Here is a 21,111-nt window from a genome sequence, read left to right as displayed (position 1 = left end):
GTTTCATTGGTGATTCTGGTTTTCTGGAAGTCATCTTTATTGATCCAGCCTTGTTGATAGCCGCCTTTCACCACCCCTATCAGGAATACATGGACTCGTAAAAAATGCCCAAAATTTGAATGATCGTCCACTGCCTTTCCTTCAAGCCAATCACATGTTCCTCCTGATTATTGACCGTTAATACACTAAGCCCCTGGAAACAGAAAAATACCCATCTTGCTGTTGGGTTCTGGCAGGGCTTTTTTTTCTGGTCTGGAAATACACGACTTTGCTTTTTCAGTTCCTGCCTGATTCTGTGCTGGATAGCAGCATAGACCATCAGGCATAGAGTCATCACCATTAACAGGGCTTCAATACGTTCCGCTTTCTTCAGATAGAGCGAAGAGACCAGAAAGTCCGGGCTCTTCAGAAACCGAAAGCCGCCTTCAACTTTTTGTTGCGACTTATAAGTAGACAGCAGCTCAGAGGCATTCAAACTATTTTTATCCAGTTCATTGGTGCTTAGGATAAAACAACCCAGTGAGGCTTCTGCATGCTCCCTTTTCTCGCAGGAAACAAAGCATTCAGCCTGCACAAAGTACTCGAAGTGATCAGGCTTGCTATCCGGCGATGGTCTTCCTTTGCCCGAATAGCAGGGTTTACGGATAACCTCTGGCTCTGTTTCGCTTTGGCAAAGTTTCGATTGTTTCTGCCACAAGGCAAAAGCCTTCAATGCATCGTCCCGGCACAAAAAGGCCTTTTTGCTCAGCTTCTCCAGATCACGGGCCTCTTTCAGTGACTGCTTTTGCATCTTTCGGGTCAATGTTTTCCGTTCACTAAGCCCGCGCTTTTTGTTGAGAAACAGGAACCATCGTTGCTGAACCCCTCCGTAGCAGGAAGGCACTTCAGCTGAATAGTAATCTTCATAGCCTTCAACAGGCACCAGCGACATGGTTGGCGCTTTGCAGACCAGCTCCTTTGCCTCCTTGATGTTCAGGGGCACCCGGGAGATAAACAGCTGCTTTTGCTCATCAAGCAACTGAAGGGTTTCTGCAACATACATGGCAGCATCAGCAACCAGATAGCGGCTATTCAAAGCGGCCTTAAAACATGACAGATGATTTTTGATAATTTCCTGAAAACAGGTTTTGTCGTTTACATTACCGCTGGCAGGGGCCATAAACACAGGGATGCCCGCCTGATTTTCAGTCATTAACTGCAAGACTACCTGATTCAGGTCAGGCCGGTGGTCACGGCTGTAACCTTGGCAGATATGAATACAATTTAAGTCGTCTGGATTGTCATGACTGTTATAGACTCCATCCACATGAAAGCTGGTGCCATCCAGATTTAATGCCTTGCAAGGAAGTTTCAGATGATTGACGACCTTGACGGCCAGATTGAGATACAAGTCGCTAACACCAGCGTCGTACAAACTGTCGAGAGCCCGACCAAGTACCTTGTCGTTCAAGTGTTCAGCCTGTATACCTTCCCCGATAAGGCGGTCAATCGGCTTATCCTCAAAAAACTCAGGGAGCATGTACAGAGTTTGCCCCGTAAAGCCCAAGCCATTGATGATCATTGCAACTACAGCTTGTCCAATAGTGACATTACGAACATCGGAGTCATTTGTGATACGGGCATCAATGTATTCGGCTATCTTTAACTCCCGACACATAGCGGCAACCAAGCCAAGGTGGTTGAGGTTCTTAGACTGGTATTGAGCTTGAGGCATGTTGGTGCACCTGAATGTCTGTTTATTTCTTTGACAACAGATTTTAGGCAAATATCAATCGGGGTGGTGAAAGGCAGGTCCAATCTACGAATTGCAGGAACACTCTCTGCTCTGGACAGCCATCACTCTCTGCTCTGGACAGCCATGACTCAACCCCCATGGTCACAGGGTTGTGGTATGCAGTGCATCAGACTTGTCTATCAAATGCCGAAAGGCGCTTGATTCTGATGATTACTGATGGAGCACCGGATATTGACCACTATGATGCGGTGGTTGACCTGGTGAAACGTTGTGAGTACTCAGGGATAGATGTTATGGGGCTGGGGATCAGTATTCAGCTACCAGAAGAGCTGTTCCCAAAAAGCCTGATGATTGAGCAGTTGTATCAGCTGAAATCTTCTCTGTTCGCTTTGACCAGGGACTGGCTGCTGCACTGAAACTAAAACGCCACTCACTGCTTTTTTGCTGTAGAGTGGCGTTTTCTTCCTGAGCAACTAAATCTTGCCACAAGGCACGATTCGGAATTGTTGCTTCTTATTGAGCATGTTCGGGAACAAAAAATGAGCTTGGGAGTAACAAAATTTTACTCCCAAACACCTGCCCTAGTCATCTAAATCATTGATATCATTATCAAATCCCATATCATGAAACTCATACCACATGACATTGATGATACCAAAGGCACACGCAAGGAGTACGCCCAGAATCCAGGCAAAATACCACATAGTCTGCCCTCCTTAGTAAAGTGAGTGGGTGTTTTCGTTAAGGTGTTCTGCTGTCATACGACCCCACAATTTGTAGAAACACCAGATGGTGTATCCCAGAATGATGGGAACAAATATCATGGCAACCACTGTCATAATTCCCAGCGTCAGGTAACTGGACGTTGCATCCCACAGTGTCAGGCTAACGTTAGGGTGGGTGCTGGACGGCAGAATAAATGGAAACAGTGAGAAGCCGGCTGTCATGATAATGCCTGCCTGGGTGATTGAACTGCAGGTAAAGGCCAGGCCGTGCAGACGGCTGTTGGCCAGCAGGAAGACACCAATGGCGCCAGCAAAACCCATGACCGGTGCAATCAGCATAACCGGGTACTTGGTGTAATTAGCCAACCAGATGCCTGCGTCAGCTATGTGAACTGTTTTGATCAGAGGGTTGGCTTCGCCATTCATAACCAGACCGCTGACGACCTCAAAGCCGGGCAGGTTAGCTACCCAGACACCCGCGAGTGCAAAGGTGACAATGGTCGCAAGGGCAGAGATGCGGGCGACAATGGTCGCACGCTCTTTGATTGGGCTACCAGAGCGCATGCTTTGCCATACAGATCCCTGCATGGTTAGCATAGAGACACTGACAACACCACAAAGAAGGGCAAAGGGGTTCAACAATGAGAAGAAACCCTGAGTAAAACTGGAGCGCATTGTGTCATCCAGATTAAAACCAAAGCCCAGGAACAGGTTGCCAAAGGCTACGCCGAATACCAGAGAAGGTACGATGCCGCTGATAAAGAGACCCCAGTCACAGTACTTTGTCTGCTCGGGTTTAACCTTGGAGCGATAATCAAAGGCCAGCGGACGGACAATCAGTGCGAACAGAACCAGCAGCATGGCCCAGTAGAAGCCAGAGAAAGCTGTGGCATAAACGATAGGCCACGCCGCAAACAGTGCGCCACCTGAAGTGATCAGCCAAACCTGGTTGCCGTCCCAGTGAGGGGCGACGGCATTGATCATGATACGACGTTCTTCGTCAGTTTTGCTCATGAAAGGCAGCAGGTTGGCGGTCCCCAGATCGTACCCGTCCATTATGGCAAAGCCAATGAACAGGACTCCGATCAGAACCCACCAGATGAATTTGAGAACTTCGTAGTCCATAAGGGCCTCCTTTTATGCCTGAGCCATATCGTCGGTACGATTGCGTTCAAAGTGGTAGCGGCCAGTGTGCAGGCTGCTAGGGCCTTTGCGGGCATATTTAACGATCAGGTAAATTTCGATAATGATGCAGATACTGTAGAGCGCAGTAAAACCAATGATGCTGAGCCAGAGGTCAGCTTCTGTCCGGGTAGAAGCAGACAGGTAGGTAGGCAGAATGCCTGAGATCGACCAGGGTTGACGACCAAACTCAGCAACGAACCATCCCATTTCACTGGCAATGAATGGCAGTGGCAACGCATAGAAACAGAGTTTGAGGAATTTTGGACTATTGTACTCAGTTCTGCGGGCCGTCTTGTAGAAGGCGGTTACAAGCAGCAGGAGCATCACAACACCGAGACCTACCATGATTCTGAAAGAGAAAAACAGTGGCCACACGGTCGGAATAGCCTCTTCTGCAGCCTGCCGAACCATTTGGGGTGTCGCGCTTCGAATGTCGTCGGTATAGCGGCTGAGCAACAAGCCATAACCCAGGTCATCCACGACTTTATCAAACTCGCGACGATTGTCGGGTGTATCTTCACCATTTTTAAGTTTTTCAAGCAGTTCGTAGGCTTTGATACCATTGTTGATTCTCTGAATCTTGTCGTCGATCAGATCTTTGATACCCAGTACTTCTGTGTTTGTTGAGCGGGTTGCGATTATGCCCATGACGTAAGGGATTTTGATCGCGTAATCTGTTTTCTGCTCTTCCTGGTTGGGGAGTCCAAAAACAGTAAAAGCGGCCGGTGCAGGTTCGGTGTCCCACTCGGCCTCGATCGCTGCCAGCTTGACCTGCTGTACGTCACCCAGTTCATAACCGGATTCATCGCCAAGCAGAAGCGTAGAGAGGATGGATGCCAGACCAAAGCCTGCGGCCACCGCAAATGAACGACGAGCGAAACCTATATCACGGCCTTTAAGCATGTACCAGGCACTGATAGACAGTACAAAGATGGCACCTGTTGTATAACCGGCAGAAACCGTATGAATAAATTTCACCTGGGCTACAGGGTTCAGAATCAGGTCAGCAAAGTTGGTCATTTCCATGCGCATGGTTTCATAATTGAACTCTGCACCTACCGGGTTCTGCATCCAGGCGTTAGCAATCAGTATCCACATGGCCGATAGGTTAGTACCTATAGCCATGAGCCAGGTACAAGCCAGATGCTGAACTTTACTGAGTCGGTCCCAGCCGAAGAAGAACATGCCGACAAACGTTGATTCGAGGAAGAAGGCCATCAGGGCTTCAATGGCCAGTGGAGCACCAAAAATGTCACCAACATAATGGGAGTAGTATGACCAGTTGGTTCCGAACTGAAATTCCATGGTGAGGCCGGTAGCAACGCCGAGTGCAAAGTTAATACCGAACAATTTACCCCAGAATTTGGTCATATCCCGATAGACTTGTTTGCCGGTCATAACATAAACCGACTCCATGATCGCCAGAATGAAGGTCATGCCCAGGGTCAGCGGCACAAAGAGGAAGTGATAGAGTGCTGTCATCGCGAACTGGAATCGCGACAGGTCGATGATTTCGTCTGTAATCATGGTGCTCCTCGTTTATGACAGTGTTAAATCAAATCCGTACTGAAAATCAGAAAATGCATGCTGCCACAGAGGTCCTTTTTGTGCTGCAGTTACCGCGCATTCTGGATAATAGATACATGCTAAATGCATGTATCTGGCCGGTGCGCCGGTATATACGAGTTTTAGATGGGTCTGGATCAATCTGTGGCTGGTTAAACAGATTTGTGGACATGTTACTCGGATTTGTTACATATATGAACTACAGTAGGACGCAAAGTTTGATCTTCATCAAAAATGTTTAAAATATATTGTTATCCAGGTTTTTTTTAGGGATATAAATGTTTTTTGTTTGAATATAAAGAATAAATCACTGTGTAAAAACGAAACATTCGAAATGTAAAGTGGATTTTTGGCTATAAGGAATGCTGATGGATGTAATATCTGTCTATCAGTATTTCTGATTGGCATATAGAAAATATTTGCTCGGTTGATTGTTATCAGGATGGGCTGAGAGGTGACTCAGCCATGGCTTCTGGCAGAGCTGTATTTGCTGATGACTTTATTGGCGTTGTATAAGTCAATGTGCCATTTGTTACTGGCAGGGGGAACTTCGATGGGCGAAATATTATCCCGTGAATAGCGAGCGCTCATAGGGCTCTCGAACTGGGCAATGAACTGTAATCGTTTCAAATCGGCCTGATAGGTGTGTACCAGGAAGTTAATGGTTCTCTCACTCAGGGGGACGCGATAGTAACGGATCAGGTTTTGGGCCAGTTTCTCGGCACTGGCCGAGAGGTTTTTATCAACATCTGCGGCCAAAGCTTCTCCCAGCGCTGCCTTGGTCCTGGCGCTCATACCGGGCTCAAGAAAAGCCAGGCTGGAAGCATTGGAACTCTCAATAGCCCTCTGAATCTGTGGGTCATGAAGATGTATGTAGGGGTCTAGAATAGTTGCCACCTCGATGGCCACCTCCCTGGCACGTGTTTCTGTCAGGTATCTCCGTGCAGGCGACAGGGAGTGGACTCGATGGCTATCTTTTCTCAAGCGGGTTTCCTTTGAAAACGCTTCCAGACGGTTGGCAACCTCCATTCTGGTGTCATCGTCCAGTTCGATAATCTGCTCTGAAATAGTCAGGCTGCGTTTTAAGTTCTCTTCAGGGTTGTGCTGATGGAGTGTGGAGAGTTTTTGCCAGTACTTCAGGGCGCGTTTGAGTTTGTCGCTGTCCCGTCCCTGTTTCAGGTAGGCGCGGTGAGCTTCATTGTAGAGTTGAATGGCTTTATCGAGTTGTTTGCGTTTTATGTTCAGGGCCTTAACGTGTTTGCCGGTTTTATGGGTCAGGTCCCTAGCCTGGCGAACCTGCAAACTGAGAGTGTCGAGTGACTCCCTGACTGCCGCCAGCAAATTCCGGGGGCTCAGGCCGTGATCGGTAATAATGTCATTCTGGATATCAACATTATGGAGCCAGGTTGCCAGAGCCTTGAGGCGTGAGTACACCCTGGCCCGGCTGATCCGGAAATCATTGCGTTCTTCCTCGAGCCTGTCCAAAGCCTTGGCCAGATCCCAGCGACCGGTATACTCAATTTTCAGCCAGGAAATTTTGCGCCCGCAAATCAGCTCGAAGCATAATATGAGTATTTCCTCGACATCGTGAAGGGTCATCAATTCTTCATTATCTCGCTCGCTGGCAGTGAGAATCCGCTCAATAAACAGAGGCTCCCTGGGTTGCCCTTCATGGGGTCTGGCCACGATCCCGCTTAACCTGTTTTTGAGCGCTTTGGCTATGCGTGGGTGAAGTTCTTTGAGTTCGTTTTGATAACGCTCTGTGTCATCAGAGACTTCGTGAACAATGTCATGCATTCTGTGATAAAGGCCAGCCCTGCGAAATATTTCAATCTGTTCGGCCTTGCGGGCCAGATCGGGGTCACCCGTAATATCTTCGATGGCTGTTGATATCCATTCCGGACCAAGATCGAACTTTTGCAAGAGAATACCGGCAGAGTGGATGCGACGTGCATCTTCGGTCATATTACGTTGGGTCAGATCACGCACCATGTAAATGATTTCGGGAATTCGGTCGATGATGCTGAGCAGGTTGTTTTTGTCTTGATTGATCCGTCGGCCGTGGGTAACGTCGTAAATTAGCTTGGTGAACAGACCCAGACCAATGGCAACAATAGAATAGCCAACAAAATACAGGGTTTTGTCCAAAGGCATCATGGTGCCGTAACCAATATAGTAGCCTGCAAAGGCGGCCAGAAGTGTGACCGGACCGGCAGTCCAGGCGTACTGCAGTATGGTGACACTCCAGGGCTCCTGGTGAGGAGCGCGTGCCACTTTCTCCAGCCAGCTTAAATTTCGTTCTTCAAGCTGCAGGTCTGCGTCATTCCGTTGCCGTCTCCAGCGACTGAAAAGAGCGGTCATTGTCGTATATTACGTTTTTTTCGGTAGGAGATGAGTACTATATTCTAAAGCCTCAGTGTGACGGTGTAGTATATGTAGATTTACGTTTCAGGATAAGCGTTTTGTAATCTCTTCTCGCGCAGGCTGTCGAACTTTGTCTGGTTCACCAACCGATAGTCGAATATCTGCACAGGAAGGTGCCCGACAGACTCTGTTCTTACCCAGATGCTTGGCCTGGTATAAAGCGTCGTCTGCCTCTTTAAGTATTTTGTCGAGAGTGTCGGTCTGCGGACCGGTGGCAGCAATGCCCAGGCTGAGGCTCAGGGGAACAGGACCTCCCTTGTAGAGTAATGCCGAGTTCCTGAGTCGCTCAGCGATCTTTACGCCCCTGACAGCATCTGTGTTGGGCAGGAGAACAACAAATTCTTCGCCGCCATAGCGGGCAATCAGGTCCTCTTGACGAAGATCTTTCCTTAGTTGACAGGCAAGGTCAGAGAGAACCTTGTCACCCGCCGGGTGACCGAAACGATCATTGATCTGTTTGAAATCATCGATATCTATGAAAATCAGACAGGATTGGGACTTTGCGGAATCAGGGCGGTGAAGCAGTTCTGAAGCCTCATTGACAAAAGCTCTCCGATTCAGAAGACCCGTCAGTGAATCAAGGCTGGCCTGCAGTTTCCAGAATCGAGTCTGCTGATTGGCCTGAAACAGGGTTCGCGCATGGTTGCTGATGTCGGTTATCTGTTGCCACTTCAAAGGTCTGTTGGGTTGGCTTCCCGGTGAGACCACCAGCAGACTATGGTGGTTTTCTTCACTGTGAAGCAGAAATATCCAGTATTTAACGCCGTTTCGATCTTCAAGCCGGATATGGTGCTTTTGTTCCGAGGTAATGATGTTCATCAGCTCATCTTCAATACTGTCAATACTGTTTGTTAGAATCTGGGCTGCTTTAGGGTAATGGCTGCTGACATCCCACTGGTCTTTATTCTTAATCAGTATCATAGAGGGTGTATCGGGTATTATCGCATCCAGAGTTGCCAGAATACGCTGTCGAATGGTCTTTTCATCCATTAGTGCATTGCTGGGTGCCTGAAGATGTTTGCGAAGGGCTGAATCAAAGACTCGTCGTTTATCAAATTGGCTGTTAACCAGATTGATAGAGATAGCCTGGCGATTCTTGTGTTTGCGGTTAATCCAGTAAAGACCGTTAATTAGCATGGATTGGAGAGCAATTAATGCCAGTTCGGCCTGACTGGGAATGACTCTGGGCCACTCTTTTGAGGCCCAGCTGCTAAATAGGGCAAAGAACAGTGTGAGCATGACCGGTAACGCCAGTTTGGCGGGTCTGACACCCTGCGAAAAAATAGTCAGAAGGCTGGCAATGAGCAGGACTGCGGACACTGCGATCATTAAAAATGCCGCATTGAGAAGCAGGGTTTTCTCTGTGGCGAAGAAGCTGAGAACCAGTCCGACCGACAGGCAGCTAAGCCAGAGCATAAGTCTGTCTGTTTTGGGATTATAGAGTGCCAGCAAACCGAGGTTCTTGTAACAGCCCAGGGCCGAGACAAGGCTGATGACCGTCATGATCAGCACCCAGAATTCGGGGTCCCAGGACCCGTTAATTATCCAGAAAATGTCGCCTTGGTAAAATACGATCAGCGTCGTGGTGGCCAGCAGGTGTGCAGTAAGCAACAGGTAGGAAGGGTGCCGGGTGTAGATCATTACAGCCGCTGTAACGATCAGAAAGAGCAGAAGCAATGCCAGCAGTGAAGCTGACAAGGCCTGATTTTTGTATTCATCCAGCATGTAGAGTGATTGTGGCCAAAGGTGAGGGTTCAACCTGTTTGGTTCTGAGCTGTCCACACGTATATAAATGTCGTGGGTTTTGTTCCCAGGTAGCCGGAGTTTCAGAACTCTTGGGTCTGACTTGCGGCTTTGACTGCCAATACCCAATGAAGTGATCCGATAACCCTTTTCAGAAGGTGTGAAGACATCAAGTTTCTTGTGGGGAGTCCTTCTGAATACCAACAACCAGTCTGAATTAAGAGAATGATTCAATGTCAGGCGGAGTTTGTACCAGCGATCACTGGTGCCGGGCTGTTTTCCGCTCAGGATCGCTTCCGGAGCAGGAACCGAAGTCAGGAAGCTGACCAGTTTAACCGGTCCAGACGGTGAAGATTCTGCAACGGAAGTCCCGTGGGTAGCCTGGCTGACAAAAAAGATCAGCAGAAGCACCAGAGCCCTGATGAAAATGACTGCTCTTTGCGAACAGGTTGAGAAGGTCAATAGAACCCGCAATTCAGGCAGTCCTCCATGACGAATTGACAGCTTTTCACTCTTCCTTCAAAGGGTCGTCTGTTAAATCTATTTACCCTGTAAATGATTGTGACACAGACAAGGTGTGCAGGCCAAGGTGGCAGAGCGGATTCGTCACTAATTTAACTTCGACAGTGACGTTGCTTGTCACTGGTGCAACGAGTGTACATCAGGACGTCGAGTCCTGATGTAGTGGAAATTACATCGCAAAGTGCTCTTTAGAGAAGGCGACTTTCTCGTCAATAGGCATAGTCCAGTTGGGCAGAGACTCAATCAGCTCCAAACGGGGCTGGATGCCGCAGTCATTGGCGATCTGGATAGCCAGGCCGGGTCGGGCATTGAGTTCAAGGATCAGTGGACCATCCCTCTCATCCAGGACAATGTCCACGCCCAGATAACCCAATCCTGTCATGTCATAACAGGCTGATGTCAACTTGAGCAGTTTGTCCCAGTGAGGTACTGCCAGTTTTTCAAAGCTGTGACCCGTGTCAGGGTGCCTGTCAATCGGCAGATCAAACTGGACGGCTCTGAGGCTTTTGCCAGAGGCAATGTCCAGACCCACTCCAACGGCTCCCTGGTGAAGGTTGGCTTTACCATCAGAAGCCCGGGTGGCCAGACGCAGCATGCCCATCACCGGAAAGCCCCGGAAAACAATCATACGAATGTCCGGCACACCTTCAAAGCTGTAATCATTAAATACCGGGTCTGCCACGATCAGGCTCTCGATCATGGCTACATCACTTTTGCCTCCGAGACTGTAAAGGCCACCCAGAATGTTGGAAACATGTCGGTTGATGTCTTCAAATTCCAGAGTGTCGCCGCTGGCTTTTACATAACGTGGACCGTCGCGACCCACGATGACCAGAATGCCTTTACCGCCACTGCCCTGGGCGGGCTTGATCACGAAACTGTTGTGTTCTTCAAGCAGGGTACCCAGATCTTTAATGTCGTGCTGGTATTCGACAACACCCAGCAGTTCAGGGACGTCTACATTGGCTTTTTCTGCCATCCTTTTGGTAGTGAGCTTATCGTCCACCTGAGGTAGCAGTTTGCGGGGATTATATTTGATAACATAATCGAGGTTCCGCATGTTCATGCTGAGAATCCCGGCCTCGTGGAGGCTGGATGGACTGGCAAAACTGCGAAAAAATCGTTTGATGAACTCCATGGGTTAACCTCCAACCAGAGGCTTGAAGCGACGAAGTTCCAACAGACGGTAACCGGTGTATTGACCCAGCATGAGGGTCAGACCCAGAACGGTCAATAGCAACTCCGGAAAGTTATAGGTCAGGTGCTCAACCAGTGGGTTGGACATTAGCAGGTAACTCATAGTGGCCACCAGCAGACTACCAGAGCCTTCAATCAGTACGTCTTTGGGGCCTTCTTCTTCCCAGAGGATAGACATTCTCTCAATGGTCCACGCCAGAATAATCATTGGGAAGAAGGTCACGGTCAGGGCCTGGGTAATCCCCATCTTCCAGGTGAGTACGCTCATAACGCCCATTATGCCTATGACGACAATGATCACCGCCGCCAGTCGGGCGACAAGGAGCATATTGAGTTGACTCAATATCGAGCGAATCCAGAGGCCGATGGAAACTATGGTGACAAAGATAATCAAACCAGGCAGTAACTGGGTTTCCAGGAAGGCCACGGAGATCAGGACCGGCATAAAGGTTCCTGATGTTCTCAGGCCGACCAGGATACGCATGATCAATACGACCAGGGTGCCAATCGGAATTAGCAGAATGCTCTTGAAGGCATTCTGGACTTCCAGAGGCAGGGCGTAGATAGAGAAATCGACCAGTGCTGCATTGTCAGCCCGGGACGTTTCAATGGCCAGATCCCTTGTTGGCTCGTTCTGGGAAATCATCGAAAAAGAGACCCGGGACGCTGTGCCACCCATGACATCCAACAGGGATTTACCACCTCGTTGCCAGAGGAAGAAGTTTTCCGGGTTTCCGGATGCTCCGGTTTCAGGATCAAAGAGTAACCAACCATCATTGGTGTAGACTTCCAGCATCTCTACTATGGGCTGACGACGTCTGCCGTCTTCGAGGTAAAGGCCTCGAACAACCCGGGCCGGTATATCGGCCATGGAGAGCATCTCGATCAGCAGATTGGTGAGCTCAGCACGGCTATCAATCATGCTAAGCAGCATGTTGGTATTCTGACTGGGCTGTTGGGCAATAAATTCCTTGATCAGGGTGCCTGTGAAACTTCGACTATCAGCAGAGCGTTCTTTCACCTGTTCCAGCAGTGAGTCTGCTGCAGTCTGATAAGGTTCCGGCAGGGACGGTTTGGCCTTCAGGGTGTCGTTGTTTTCTTCAACAGGAGGGGCCAGAGGTTCCACCAGTTGTCGATCCGGATGCAGACTCACCTTGTAAAACAGGCTTTGTTTGCCACTGGCCTTGCGAATGCTCCACTCTGCACGACGTTGTCCTTCATCATCATACTGGTTGATGCCATAACCCGGAGAAGCAAAGGATTCATTCAGAATACGGAAGCCGGATTGTTGATCGGGTAAGGTCAGGGATGCCTTGGCGGGTCCACCGTCGGCCTTGAACTGTATTTCAGCTTCAACACTCCAGACGGTGGTAGTTTCTCCCCGGGTTAAGGGAAACCCCAGGGCAAAGTGTTTGTATAAAGTCAGGCCCAAACCTGCCGCGATCAAAATGACCACCGCCAGACTGAGTTGAAAACGTCCTTTCATTCAAAACCTCACTTCTTTTTCTCAGCAATATTTTGCTGGGCAACATCAACCAGAGCCGTATTGCTCAGGAGTCTTTCACCGATAAGAATCGGATGCTCGTAGCCAGTGCGATTGGTCAGCGTAAATTCAACATTTTTGGAAATCTTTCCCAAAGTTATGGGAATAAAGACAGTAACCCGGCTCTGGTTTGCCAGACCGCCGTGACGTTTGATTGAAACTTCACGATGGACTTTGCGCTCAAAGGTCCGGCTGTTGTCACCATTGACGATCTTGAAACGAACCCACTCTTCGCCATTTTTTGTGAAGTATTCAATATCGGTTGCATCAATGGAAGACGTTTTGGCACCTGTATCAATACGTGCCTTGAATGGGTTCTTGAATCCTTTGATACGAACCTCTTCAAGCTCTCCAAACAAAGCAAGACCACTGACGTCGACAGGCTTGTCAATCTGTTTCTTGATACTCAGGTTGCCGCCAGTCGGGAGCTTAACGGTCAAGGTATCCAGGACTTTCTCGGTTGCGATGTATTTCTTGCCAACATTGGCTATGGCCATGTCTTTGAGAAAATCCCGACCAATGAGCAGTGGGAATTCAAAACTTTCCCTGTCGTTCAGTGAGACATCCAGGTTCTGGGTAATATCGCCGACCTTGACGTTTATATTGACGACATAACGGGTCTGGGACTCTTCACCGCCCGGAACCTTGATCAAGACAGTGTCTTTGACGGGGAGTTCCAGAGTGACATTGCCCTTGCTGGTTCTGGGGAGGTCAAAGCGAACCCACTTTTTACCATCCCGTTCAAAGTTCTTAATGTTTCTGGCATCAATCGACGAGCGTCCTGCACCGGTATCGATCTTGGCATTCATTTTCAGACCGTATTCTGTGAGAGTGCCTATCTCTGCAAAACCCAACACCAGTTTTCCGCCAACACGGGCGGGGGTTTGAACCAGTTGCTGTTTAACAGAAATGGTATCCGGATGAAGAGGCTTGGAAGGTTTAAAAGTTTGTAATTCTTCTGTCTTCTGTTTTGAGTCGGGCGCCTCGGTTTCTGTCCTGGAGGTCTTTTGACTGTCCGTAGTTTGAGCAGGTTTTTGTAGCACCTGGCAGCCAGTCAAAGCGGATATCGCCAGGATAAGCGCGGGTAATGCCGGAAAACGGGTCATGGGTAAGCTACTTATTTTTACATAAAATGAGTGAATGGTAGCCGCGATAGTCTATCGCAAGCCGAGCAGCTTACTTGATGTTTGGTGACTTGCCAAGAAGTCTGGCCTTGTGAGCAGGCTATGAAGGGGTAACGCGTTTCCCGATCAGGCAGGTAAGAACAATAGTCACCACAGAGGGGGCAACCCAGCTTAAATTAAAGTCGTACCCTGGTAGTGACTCAAGAGGTACCAGAAGCTTTTGTGTAATTGGATGGTTCAAACCCTTACTGGCATCGACCAGACTGAGTATAAAGGTGACCAGGAGCGTGGCTCTGTAGACCAGCTGAGGATTGGGTAGCAGGCTTTTGATCAGTCCCAGGAGAATCAGGGCAATAGAGACCGGGTAGAGTACCAGTAAAACAGGAATAAACAGTTCGATCATCTGGTTGAGATTAAAGTTGGCAAACATCATGCAGGAGAGACTGATGGTCGCCACAAGTACCTTGTAATTGAGTTTCCCGGAGAGATCACAGAAATACTCCGAAGCAGCAGTGATCAATCCAATTGCGGTAGTCAGGCACGCCAGTGTCACAACCGTTGCAAGCAGAACATTGCCATAGAAACCAAACAGTCTGTTGACATAAACAGAAAGAATCTGGCCGCCGTTGTTTGGGTGGGCAATGATTCCGTGACTTTGAGCACCCAGATTGAAGAGGGACAGGTAGACCAGAGCCAGTCCGAAAGCTGCTAGACAGGCCGTTATGACAGAATATCTGGCCAGGGCGTCGGGTGCGGTAATACCGTGAGATTTAAGGTTGGTAATGATGACAATGCCGAACAGCAGTGCAGCCAGAGCATCCATCGTCATATAGCCTTCAAGGAATCCACTAAAGAAAGGATTTTCTGCATATCCGTTCATAGGTTCACCGGCTTCTCCCAGAGGGGAGATGAGGGGAGATATACCGAGAATCATCAGCAAGAGGATGAGGGCCGGTGTGATGATCTTGCCTACGGATTCAAGTAATTTTCCCGGATAGAGGCTGAGATACCAGGCAGTGCCAAAGAAAATGATGCTGTATGCCAGTCTGGAAGTGCTGTCGGGCTCTTTCAGAAACGGGATTATTCCGATTTCATAGGCAACAAGGCCGGTTCTCGGGACACCGTATATCGGGACAACAATGATATAAATGCAGCAACCCATCAATGCAATCATGCTGCGTGGCAGTTCACCGGTGATCTCGTTGAAGCCGCCGCCAACTCGGGAAATCATGACCACAGCTAACAAAGGGAGAAGCACTCCGGTGACCAGAAAACCGGCAGCAGCAAGCCAGACGTGGGTGCCAGCCAGCTGCCCCGCCAATGGAGGAAATATGAGATTGCCCGCGCCAAGAAACATGGCGAAGGTCATAAAACCCATACCAATGATGTTCTGAAGACTTAATCGTTGCTTCATGCGTAAGGTTCTGCCTTGATTGAATGTTATCTGGTCAGAAACGGACGTCCATGCTCAATCCTGGGAGATGAACGATTTTTTTGTAATGAATAGGAAGTATGGACTCAATTTCAGAAAGTGGTAGTCCGGTCCGAGTTTTGCTCGGTCATTATTCGAGATGAGCATAAGATTAACTTTTGTTAATCTTATGCTCATTGGGTCTTCATTGTAGAGTCACTATCCTTTGCGATTATTCACTGATTTCATACAGGTAAGTGTCATGAGGCTTTTAAAAGAGGCCATTCTGGGCCTTTTTCTGGTATCAACCGCTGCTCTGGCAAGCCAGGAGAATGTCCTGCTTCAGCTGGCTATCGAAAATGCCAAAATCAAACCCGAACAGGCCATTGCGAAAATTTCCGACCGCTATTCCGGGCATCTCAGCGAATTTGGCATCGATGATGAAGACGGTAGAATGGTTTATGAGTTTGCCATTGTTGATCCAGAAGACAGCGTTGAGTTGGAAGTAATTATGGATGCTGACTCGGGAAAGGTCTGGCTGGACGAAAAAGACAGGCTTTCCAGCAAAAAGTTGAAACGTAAAAAGTACCAGCTGTTAATGAACAGTGGCATGACTTTGAAGAAAGCCATTGATGAAGCGAAAAAGATTGTTCCGGGGCAGCTGATGGAAGCAGAGCTTGAACAGGAGAAGGGTATTGTATTTTTTGAAATTGAGTTGTTGACGGATAAAGGCGTGCGCAAGGTGATTGTTGATCTTCAGTCTGGCAGGCCGATTCCGGTGACCCAAAAATGATCAGGCTTTTGATTCCCTTCCATGGTCGGAACGGAATAGGTGTGATGATATGAAGTTGCTAGTGGTTGAGGACGACCGGACAACCCGTGAATACATTGCCAAGGGATTCATGGAGCATGGCTGGACCGTGGATGTGGCTGACAATGGCCGGGATGGTCTGTTTCTGGCATCAGGCGAGAGCTATGACATCATTGTTCTGGATCGTATGCTACCCCAGATGGAAGGGCTCAAGGTGCTGGCGGCACTGAGAGCTTCTGAAAACCAGACACCGGTAATCATTCTCAGCGCTCTTGATGGCGTTGATGAACGCATTAAAGGCTTGAAGCAGGGAGGGGATGATTACCTTTGCAAGCCTTTCTCTTTTGGGGAACTTCTGGTTCGGGCAGAAATTCTGACTCGCAGAGGGCACAGTAAAGAAGCTAAAAATACTCTTGTTATTTCCGATCTCGAAGTAGATCTATTATCCAGGCGTGTGGTCAAAAACAGGGTTGAGGTGAACCTTCAGCCAAGAGAGTTCCAGCTTCTTCGCTTTCTCCTGGAGCATCAGGATCAGGTGATTTCCAGAACCATGCTGTTTGAGTCTGTGTGGGATTATCACTTTGATCCGGGCAGCAACATTATTGATGTTCATGTCGCTAAATTGAGGAAAAAGCTGGATACTGCCGGAGGAGCATCCCTGATTCACACTGTGAGAGGGGCAGGTTATGTTCTCCGTGAGTCAGCTTGACCCTCTGGGTCGGTTACGGGCATCCTCACTGCTGCGCTATACCTTGCTGCATACAGCTATTGTCCTGGTACTCTGCGGATCAGCCCTGTGGTTAGTGAAAGACTACAGTCTGGGGTTCTATCAGAAACGACAGGATCAATTTGTTCTGGAACAGCTCAATTCTCTGGCATCTTTGGCCAGAAGCCATTCAGAAAGTGAATTCAGCGCGGTTGTAAGTCAGATGGCTGAAAATAACCGGCAAGTGCTGGTGGTTTTTAAAAGCGCCGAAGGCTATCTGGGTAATTTGAATTATCTGCCTGAAACCGTCCCCCTGTCACCAGCGACGGGCAGTTTCTGGATACTGGGAGATTCGGTTCTGGGAGACGGTCGCTTCCAGAAAGTGCGGGGGAGTCGTATTAACAGTCGCTGGGGTCCCCTGGTGCTGGCCTACAACTCTTCAGACTTTAACCTGTTTGCTTCTCGTTTCACTCTGGCACTTTATGCCGCTATGGTATTGGTTTTGCTGGTAGGACTGGTGACCGGGTTTTTATTTTCAAAAAAAATATTGGCTCGTCTTCGCGCTATCAATAAAGTGACTGCAAAAGTCGGTGAAGGTCTGTTAGCCGCCAGAGTTAAAGTCACTGAAAAGGGCGATGAGTTTGATGAGTTGGCTGGTCATATCAATCAAATGCTTGCGCAGATCGAAGACTCAGTAGAAGCCATTGCATCGGTAACCAGCAGTATTGCTCATGATCTCAGAACGCCTTTATCCCGACTGAGGATCAAGCTGGATGGATACTTGCGAAATGGCGGTGCTGGTGTTGAGGATATTCTTGAGGCCCAGACTGAGCTTGATACGATCCTGCATACCTTCAATGCCATGCTTGAACTCACGAAACTGGAATATGGGCAGGGGGATCTTGAGTTTGTCCGTTGTGACCTGAAAGAAATAGGCTATGAAGTGGTTGAACTGGCGGAGCCTTTGGCAGAAGCCTGTGAGCAGTCTCTAATACTTGAAGTGCAGCAGCCTCTGGTTGTTCGGGGGAGTCACCAGTTGCTGTTTAGAATCCTTTTTAACCTGGTGGAGAATGCAATCAAGTACTCTCCTGAAAAAGGCGAGGTCAAAATTCGTATTGATCAGGATTCAGTATCAGTTATTGATCAGGGGGCAGGTATTCCGGAATCAGAGCAGGAAAAGGTATTCCAGAGGCTGTACCGGCTTGATCAGAGTCGAACAACTCCTGGTCATGGGTTGGGTTTGTCGCTGGTCAAGGTGGTCGCTGAGCTGCACAATGCCAGGATCAGTTTTGAGCAGGGTGAGCAATCTTTTGCTGTTAAACTGACGTTTCGCAGAGGAGAGTAAAGCCTGGCATATGGGCAGGCTTTACTCTGTTCGGTTACTTATAGCCAGCCTTTTCGTTTAAAGAAAAAATAAGTGCCAAGAGCGCTTGCCAGCATCAGAATCAGGGCCAGAGGGTATCCCCAACTGCTACTGAGTTCAGGCATTACCTTGAAGTTCATACCATAGATGCTGGCAATCAGGGTCGGCGGCAGAAACATCACGGCGGCTACGGAAAATATCTTAATGATATTGTTCTGTTCCAGATTGATGAAACCCATGGTGGCGTCCATCAGGAAGTTGATTTTATCAAAGAGAAAGCCAGTGTGGGGTGTCAGAGAGTCAATATCACGAAGAATGTCTCGCACCTGGTCAACCTGTCCGTCATCCAGCTTGTGACGGCAGTTTTTCAGTATGTATCTGAGGCAGCGCTGGCTGTCCAGTAGATTAAGACGAACTTTGCCGTTTATATCTTCCTGCAGGGTAATATTTTTCAACAGGTCATCAACATCAGTATCATCGTCAGAAAGAGCATGTTGACTGGTGGCTTCGAGATTTTCGTAAACTTCTTCCAGAGTGTCAGCTAGAAACTGAACTTTAGTGTCAAACAATGCGATCAAGATATCGATCGGTGTTCGTGCCTTTATGTGTTGCAGTTTCAGATAATTTCTCATCAGTCGGAACAGGGCGGTAGGCTCATCCTGTAGGGTGACCAACTGGTCGTCACGAAGGTTGAAAGCAACGTTGATGCTTCGAAATTCCTGGCCTGCCTGATGAGGGAATAAGGAACGAATATGAAAACCTGTCTCACTTTCAAAAAATCGTGATGAGGCTTCAATCTCGTACAGTGCATCTTCGTCTTCTATAAATCCCGGGCACTCCTGTTTCAGCCAGTCATCCTCGTTTTCGTCCAGTTCAACAAGGTCCAGCCAGAGTGTATTTTCAGGAAGCGCCACATCGGTCTGTATACGGGTGATGCAGTACTGCTCAGTATCACGGTGATAGGCGTTGATCATAAAAGACTCTGATAGCAAATCTGGTACTTGGCGTCTGTTGGACTCAGGCTTCCCGGAATTGGCTAAAATCGTCTAAGTCCATCAGGCTCCTTTAAGAAGGGTCGCTCTATTGTACAGATCGATGCACCTTAGTCCAGCAGTGATCTGGCTCTGGTGGAGGCAAGGCATTTGTCCACCAGAGTCTGGTGATATGCTTTATAAGGCTTTTTACCTGTCAGCAATAGTGAGACAGTTCAGCCCAGGCTCTATAAGCGGGTTCTTTCATCGCCTGTATGTTCAGATCTTCGCATCATGGAGGTGACCTCTATCCGAAAGGGATTGGTTGATTGCTGATTATAACTTTCGAGCCAGTCTCTTAGCTGGTTGGCATTCGGACATTAAGCATCAGTGTCTGGCTTTTGCGCTCCCTGTCAAAACGAAATCCGATCAAATAATAAGCAACTGAGCATTGCGGCATTTTTTCTTCATAATCATACCTTTTTAGTCAGAAGCTTCAGAATAGTTAGGTCAATGAAAAAAGATGCTTTTTACTTAGATGATATCTGAATGTAAAAACTCTCAATCAGCCATTCCCGCTGAGTAGCTGTAGATGGAGAAAAAATACAAAGTGACTCAAATCAGGCTGTAATTTTACTTTCTGGTCGTTTTTCAGTATCTGCTGTGGGACATGTCTAACTCATTTTCTTTCGGCAGGCCAGCTTTATCGCTATGCATTGTTGCGATAGGAAAGCTACCCGGCCTGCCGCCTTGTATAAAGTTAATGAGCCCTATAGTTCGGTTTCCTTTTCGACTTTATCCATCAGCTCGTTATCTGCCGGCTGATTTTCTGCCTGCTTGTTATCTGCTGGCCGATCTTCTGCCTGCTTGTTATCTGCTGGCTGCTTGTTATCTGCCGACTCATCATCTGCCTGCGCGCCATCTGTTTGCTCTTTATCTACCGGCTCCTTATCTGCCTGCTCGCCGATAGAAGAGATCTCTATCTCAAAAGGATTAGCCAATTGCTGATTACGAGTATCGAGCCAGTTTGTTAGCTTCTCGGCATTCACAGCCTTCGTCACCCATAGCCTGAAACTCAATGTATGGCTGGCGTTTTGTTCGTTCAAACTGAATGAGAGCAACTCATAACTTCCAGAGTATTGCAGTATGGGTAACATATGCTGCAAAGTATCGATTTCCAGATTACTTGAGTTATACGTGAAGCTGACCTGAAACTCTTTTGGAAAGGTGGTATGACTAAAGAAAAGGCCTTCCAGACCTAAAGCGATCAGTCCTGCACCCAGGCATCCGCCTCCCAGCTCTGGAATCCCTATACCAAATCCAACTCCTGAAACAGCCCCTGTCGCGAGAAACGTAAGCGCAACCGCATACTTCATATATGACCATGACGGATTTACTTCCGAGTTACATATATAGTTACCACATAAGCAGCTGAGCTGATGGTCGGGCTCTATGGCTTCCGGGTCTGATACACAGTGAGGCCGGGAGAAAGGCGGGGTGGAATACATTTCGTCGGCTTTCATGGCCACCAGCCTGGCGAATACGTGGATAAACGTTTTCAGCTGGTTTTCATGAATATGTACAAACGGTTCACCAGCGCCACGGTCTTCTCTTTCCAGCCAGGCGGAAACAGAGGCACTTCCGGTGGGTAGAAATTCAGCGGAACGTCTCGACATAGCAGCAGGCTGACTGGTCAGGGGCTGTTCGGGAGTGGTGGATTCAGCCCTGTTATCAGAATCAAAGAAAGACACTGAGACTGGTAAGGAAACCGCACCATTTGCCGGAGAAGTCGGCACTCCCCCAACAGCTCCCTGTTCCTGACCCGTATCGTCAGCCGCCGATGTCAAGCCACTGGAATGACTCTGGGCAGAAGGGATCCGTCCGGTAACGGGTAACCCGCCAACCATGTCAGATCTCTGGCTTTCAGTATTTTCATGGGTTGGTAACTCAGAGTAGTCTCCCTGTGATCCGGGGGCTGGGGTTAGGTCATCAGCGACGGTTTTTGTGTCAGACTCTACGGACAAATAAACTTTGACGAGTGCCCGTGAGGTTTTGAAATTAAGCACGAAATTATCTGCGACTGAA

Annotated in this window: 16 protein-coding genes; 4 read left to right on the top strand and 12 right to left on the bottom strand. The window is 48.4% G+C overall.

Annotated elements, in window-relative coordinates; all coding sequences use genetic code 11:
• Positions 1-79: 79 nt before the first annotated feature.
• Positions 80-1,714, bottom strand: coding sequence for an IS1634 family transposase (locus ACO6V5_RS07765; protein ID WP_317142404.1), 1,635 nt, complete (start codon positions 1,712-1,714; stop codon positions 80-82).
• A 227-nt stretch (positions 1,715-1,941) separates the two neighbouring features.
• On the opposite strand from ACO6V5_RS07765, the gene ACO6V5_RS07760 reads away from it, so the two are divergent.
• Positions 1,942-2,151, top strand: a complete 210-nt coding sequence (locus tag ACO6V5_RS07760) for a hypothetical protein (protein WP_422409511.1) — start codon at positions 1,942-1,944, stop codon at positions 2,149-2,151.
• Between the two features lie 165 nt (positions 2,152-2,316).
• Here the strand turns inward: ACO6V5_RS07760 and cydX are convergent, their stop codons facing one another.
• The 9 genes from cydX to brnQ form a co-directional block, all read right to left on the bottom strand.
• A complete protein-coding gene (gene cydX, locus ACO6V5_RS07755; RefSeq protein ID WP_422133608.1) occupies positions 2,317-2,439 on the bottom strand; it encodes a cytochrome bd-I oxidase subunit CydX in 123 nt (40 codons plus the stop codon).
• A 12-nt stretch (positions 2,440-2,451) separates the two neighbouring features.
• On the bottom strand, positions 2,452-3,585 hold the full coding sequence (gene cydB, locus ACO6V5_RS07750) for a cytochrome d ubiquinol oxidase subunit II (RefSeq protein ID WP_422133609.1): 1,134 nt from the start codon (positions 3,583-3,585) through the stop codon (positions 2,452-2,454).
• Between the two features lie 12 nt (positions 3,586-3,597).
• Positions 3,598-5,172 carry a cytochrome ubiquinol oxidase subunit I gene (locus ACO6V5_RS07745; protein ID WP_422133610.1) on the bottom strand — a complete coding sequence of 525 codons (1,575 nt, stop codon included), beginning with the start codon at positions 5,170-5,172 and terminating at the stop codon, positions 3,598-3,600.
• Positions 5,173-5,670: 498 nt separating this feature from the next.
• Complete coding sequence (locus tag ACO6V5_RS07740; RefSeq protein WP_422409514.1) at positions 5,671-7,572, bottom strand: hypothetical protein; 1,902 nt, start codon at positions 7,570-7,572, stop codon at positions 5,671-5,673.
• A gap of 87 nt (positions 7,573-7,659) precedes the next feature.
• Entirely contained in the window at positions 7,660-9,852 is a 2,193-nt protein-coding gene (locus ACO6V5_RS07735) for a diguanylate cyclase (RefSeq protein ID WP_422409516.1), read from the bottom strand.
• Positions 9,853-10,069: 217 nt separating this feature from the next.
• Complete coding sequence (locus tag ACO6V5_RS07730; protein ID WP_422409518.1) at positions 10,070-11,038, bottom strand: alpha-L-glutamate ligase-like protein; 969 nt, start codon at positions 11,036-11,038, stop codon at positions 10,070-10,072.
• A gap of 3 nt (positions 11,039-11,041) precedes the next feature.
• Positions 11,042-12,583 (bottom strand): UUP1 family membrane protein, encoded by a 1,542-nt coding sequence (locus tag ACO6V5_RS07725; RefSeq protein WP_422133614.1) that lies wholly within the window; start codon positions 12,581-12,583, stop codon positions 11,042-11,044.
• An 8-nt stretch (positions 12,584-12,591) separates the two neighbouring features.
• Entirely contained in the window at positions 12,592-13,746 is a 1,155-nt protein-coding gene (locus ACO6V5_RS07720) for an ATP-dependent zinc protease (RefSeq protein WP_422133615.1), read from the bottom strand.
• A gap of 118 nt (positions 13,747-13,864) precedes the next feature.
• On the bottom strand, positions 13,865-15,178 hold the full coding sequence (gene brnQ / locus ACO6V5_RS07715; RefSeq protein ID WP_422133616.1) for a branched-chain amino acid transport system II carrier protein: 1,314 nt from the start codon (positions 15,176-15,178) through the stop codon (positions 13,865-13,867).
• 259 nt (positions 15,179-15,437) lie between these two features.
• Between brnQ and ACO6V5_RS07710 the strand changes: the two genes are divergently transcribed.
• From ACO6V5_RS07710 to ACO6V5_RS07700, 3 genes are read left to right on the top strand one after another with little or no spacing between them, the layout of a single operon-like run.
• Entirely contained in the window at positions 15,438-15,968 is a 531-nt protein-coding gene (locus ACO6V5_RS07710) for a PepSY domain-containing protein (protein ID WP_422137891.1), read from the top strand.
• A 49-nt stretch (positions 15,969-16,017) separates the two neighbouring features.
• On the top strand, positions 16,018-16,695 hold the full coding sequence (locus ACO6V5_RS07705) for a winged helix-turn-helix domain-containing protein (RefSeq protein WP_422137892.1): 678 nt from the start codon (positions 16,018-16,020) through the stop codon (positions 16,693-16,695).
• Positions 16,673-18,037: an ATP-binding protein gene (locus tag ACO6V5_RS07700; RefSeq protein WP_422409522.1), complete on the top strand. Its 1,365-nt coding sequence runs from the start codon at positions 16,673-16,675 to the stop codon at positions 18,035-18,037. The genes ACO6V5_RS07705 and ACO6V5_RS07700 overlap by 23 nt, the downstream gene beginning before the upstream one ends.
• A gap of 38 nt (positions 18,038-18,075) precedes the next feature.
• Here the strand turns inward: ACO6V5_RS07700 and corA are convergent, their stop codons facing one another.
• Together corA and ACO6V5_RS07690 are read right to left on the bottom strand one after the other, a co-directional pair.
• Positions 18,076-19,029, bottom strand: coding sequence for a magnesium/cobalt transporter CorA (gene corA, locus ACO6V5_RS07695; RefSeq protein ID WP_317141697.1), 954 nt, complete (start codon positions 19,027-19,029; stop codon positions 18,076-18,078).
• Between the two features lie 767 nt (positions 19,030-19,796).
• The gene (locus tag ACO6V5_RS07690; protein ID WP_422409524.1) at positions 19,797-21,092 is read right to left on the bottom strand and encodes a hypothetical protein; all 1,296 of its coding nucleotides are present in this window, start codon (positions 21,090-21,092) and stop codon (positions 19,797-19,799) included.
• Between the last annotated feature and the right edge of the window lie 19 nt (positions 21,093-21,111).

The sequence above is a fragment of the Endozoicomonas sp. ALD068 genome (genome assembly GCF_049310145.1).
GTDB lineage: Bacteria > Pseudomonadota > Gammaproteobacteria > Pseudomonadales > Endozoicomonadaceae > Endozoicomonas_A.
The sequence above is the reverse complement of the archived record's forward strand: the minus strand, read 5'-3'. Positions and strand labels throughout refer to the sequence as shown.

What these genes read in the sequence shown, in the direction of transcription:
- brnQ (WP_422133616.1), bottom strand. Translation starts at nt 15,178, where the DNA reads ATGAAGCAACGATTAAGTCTTCAGAACATCATTGGTATGGGTTTTATG.
- cydB (WP_422133609.1), bottom strand. Translation starts at nt 3,585, where the DNA reads ATGGACTACGAAGTTCTCAAATTCATCTGGTGGGTTCTGATCGGAGTC.
- cydX (WP_422133608.1), bottom strand. Translation starts at nt 2,439, where the DNA reads ATGTGGTATTTTGCCTGGATTCTGGGCGTACTCCTTGCGTGTGCCTTT.
- ACO6V5_RS07710 (WP_422137891.1), top strand. Translation starts at nt 15,438, where the DNA reads ATGAGGCTTTTAAAAGAGGCCATTCTGGGCCTTTTTCTGGTATCAACC.
- ACO6V5_RS07765 (WP_317142404.1), bottom strand. Translation starts at nt 1,714, where the DNA reads ATGCCTCAAGCTCAATACCAGTCTAAGAACCTCAACCACCTTGGCTTG.
- ACO6V5_RS07745 (WP_422133610.1), bottom strand. Translation starts at nt 5,172, where the DNA reads ATGATTACAGACGAAATCATCGACCTGTCGCGATTCCAGTTCGCGATG.
- ACO6V5_RS07705 (WP_422137892.1), top strand. Translation starts at nt 16,018, where the DNA reads ATGAAGTTGCTAGTGGTTGAGGACGACCGGACAACCCGTGAATACATT.
- ACO6V5_RS07740 (WP_422409514.1), bottom strand. Translation starts at nt 7,572, where the DNA reads ATGACCGCTCTTTTCAGTCGCTGGAGACGGCAACGGAATGACGCAGAC.
- ACO6V5_RS07725 (WP_422133614.1), bottom strand. Translation starts at nt 12,583, where the DNA reads ATGAAAGGACGTTTTCAACTCAGTCTGGCGGTGGTCATTTTGATCGCG.
- ACO6V5_RS07720 (WP_422133615.1), bottom strand. Translation starts at nt 13,746, where the DNA reads ATGACCCGTTTTCCGGCATTACCCGCGCTTATCCTGGCGATATCCGCT.
- ACO6V5_RS07760 (WP_422409511.1), top strand. Translation starts at nt 1,942, where the DNA reads ATGATTACTGATGGAGCACCGGATATTGACCACTATGATGCGGTGGTT.
- ACO6V5_RS07700 (WP_422409522.1), top strand. Translation starts at nt 16,673, where the DNA reads ATGTTCTCCGTGAGTCAGCTTGACCCTCTGGGTCGGTTACGGGCATCC.
- corA (WP_317141697.1), bottom strand. Translation starts at nt 19,029, where the DNA reads ATGATCAACGCCTATCACCGTGATACTGAGCAGTACTGCATCACCCGT.
- ACO6V5_RS07730 (WP_422409518.1), bottom strand. Translation starts at nt 11,038, where the DNA reads ATGGAGTTCATCAAACGATTTTTTCGCAGTTTTGCCAGTCCATCCAGC.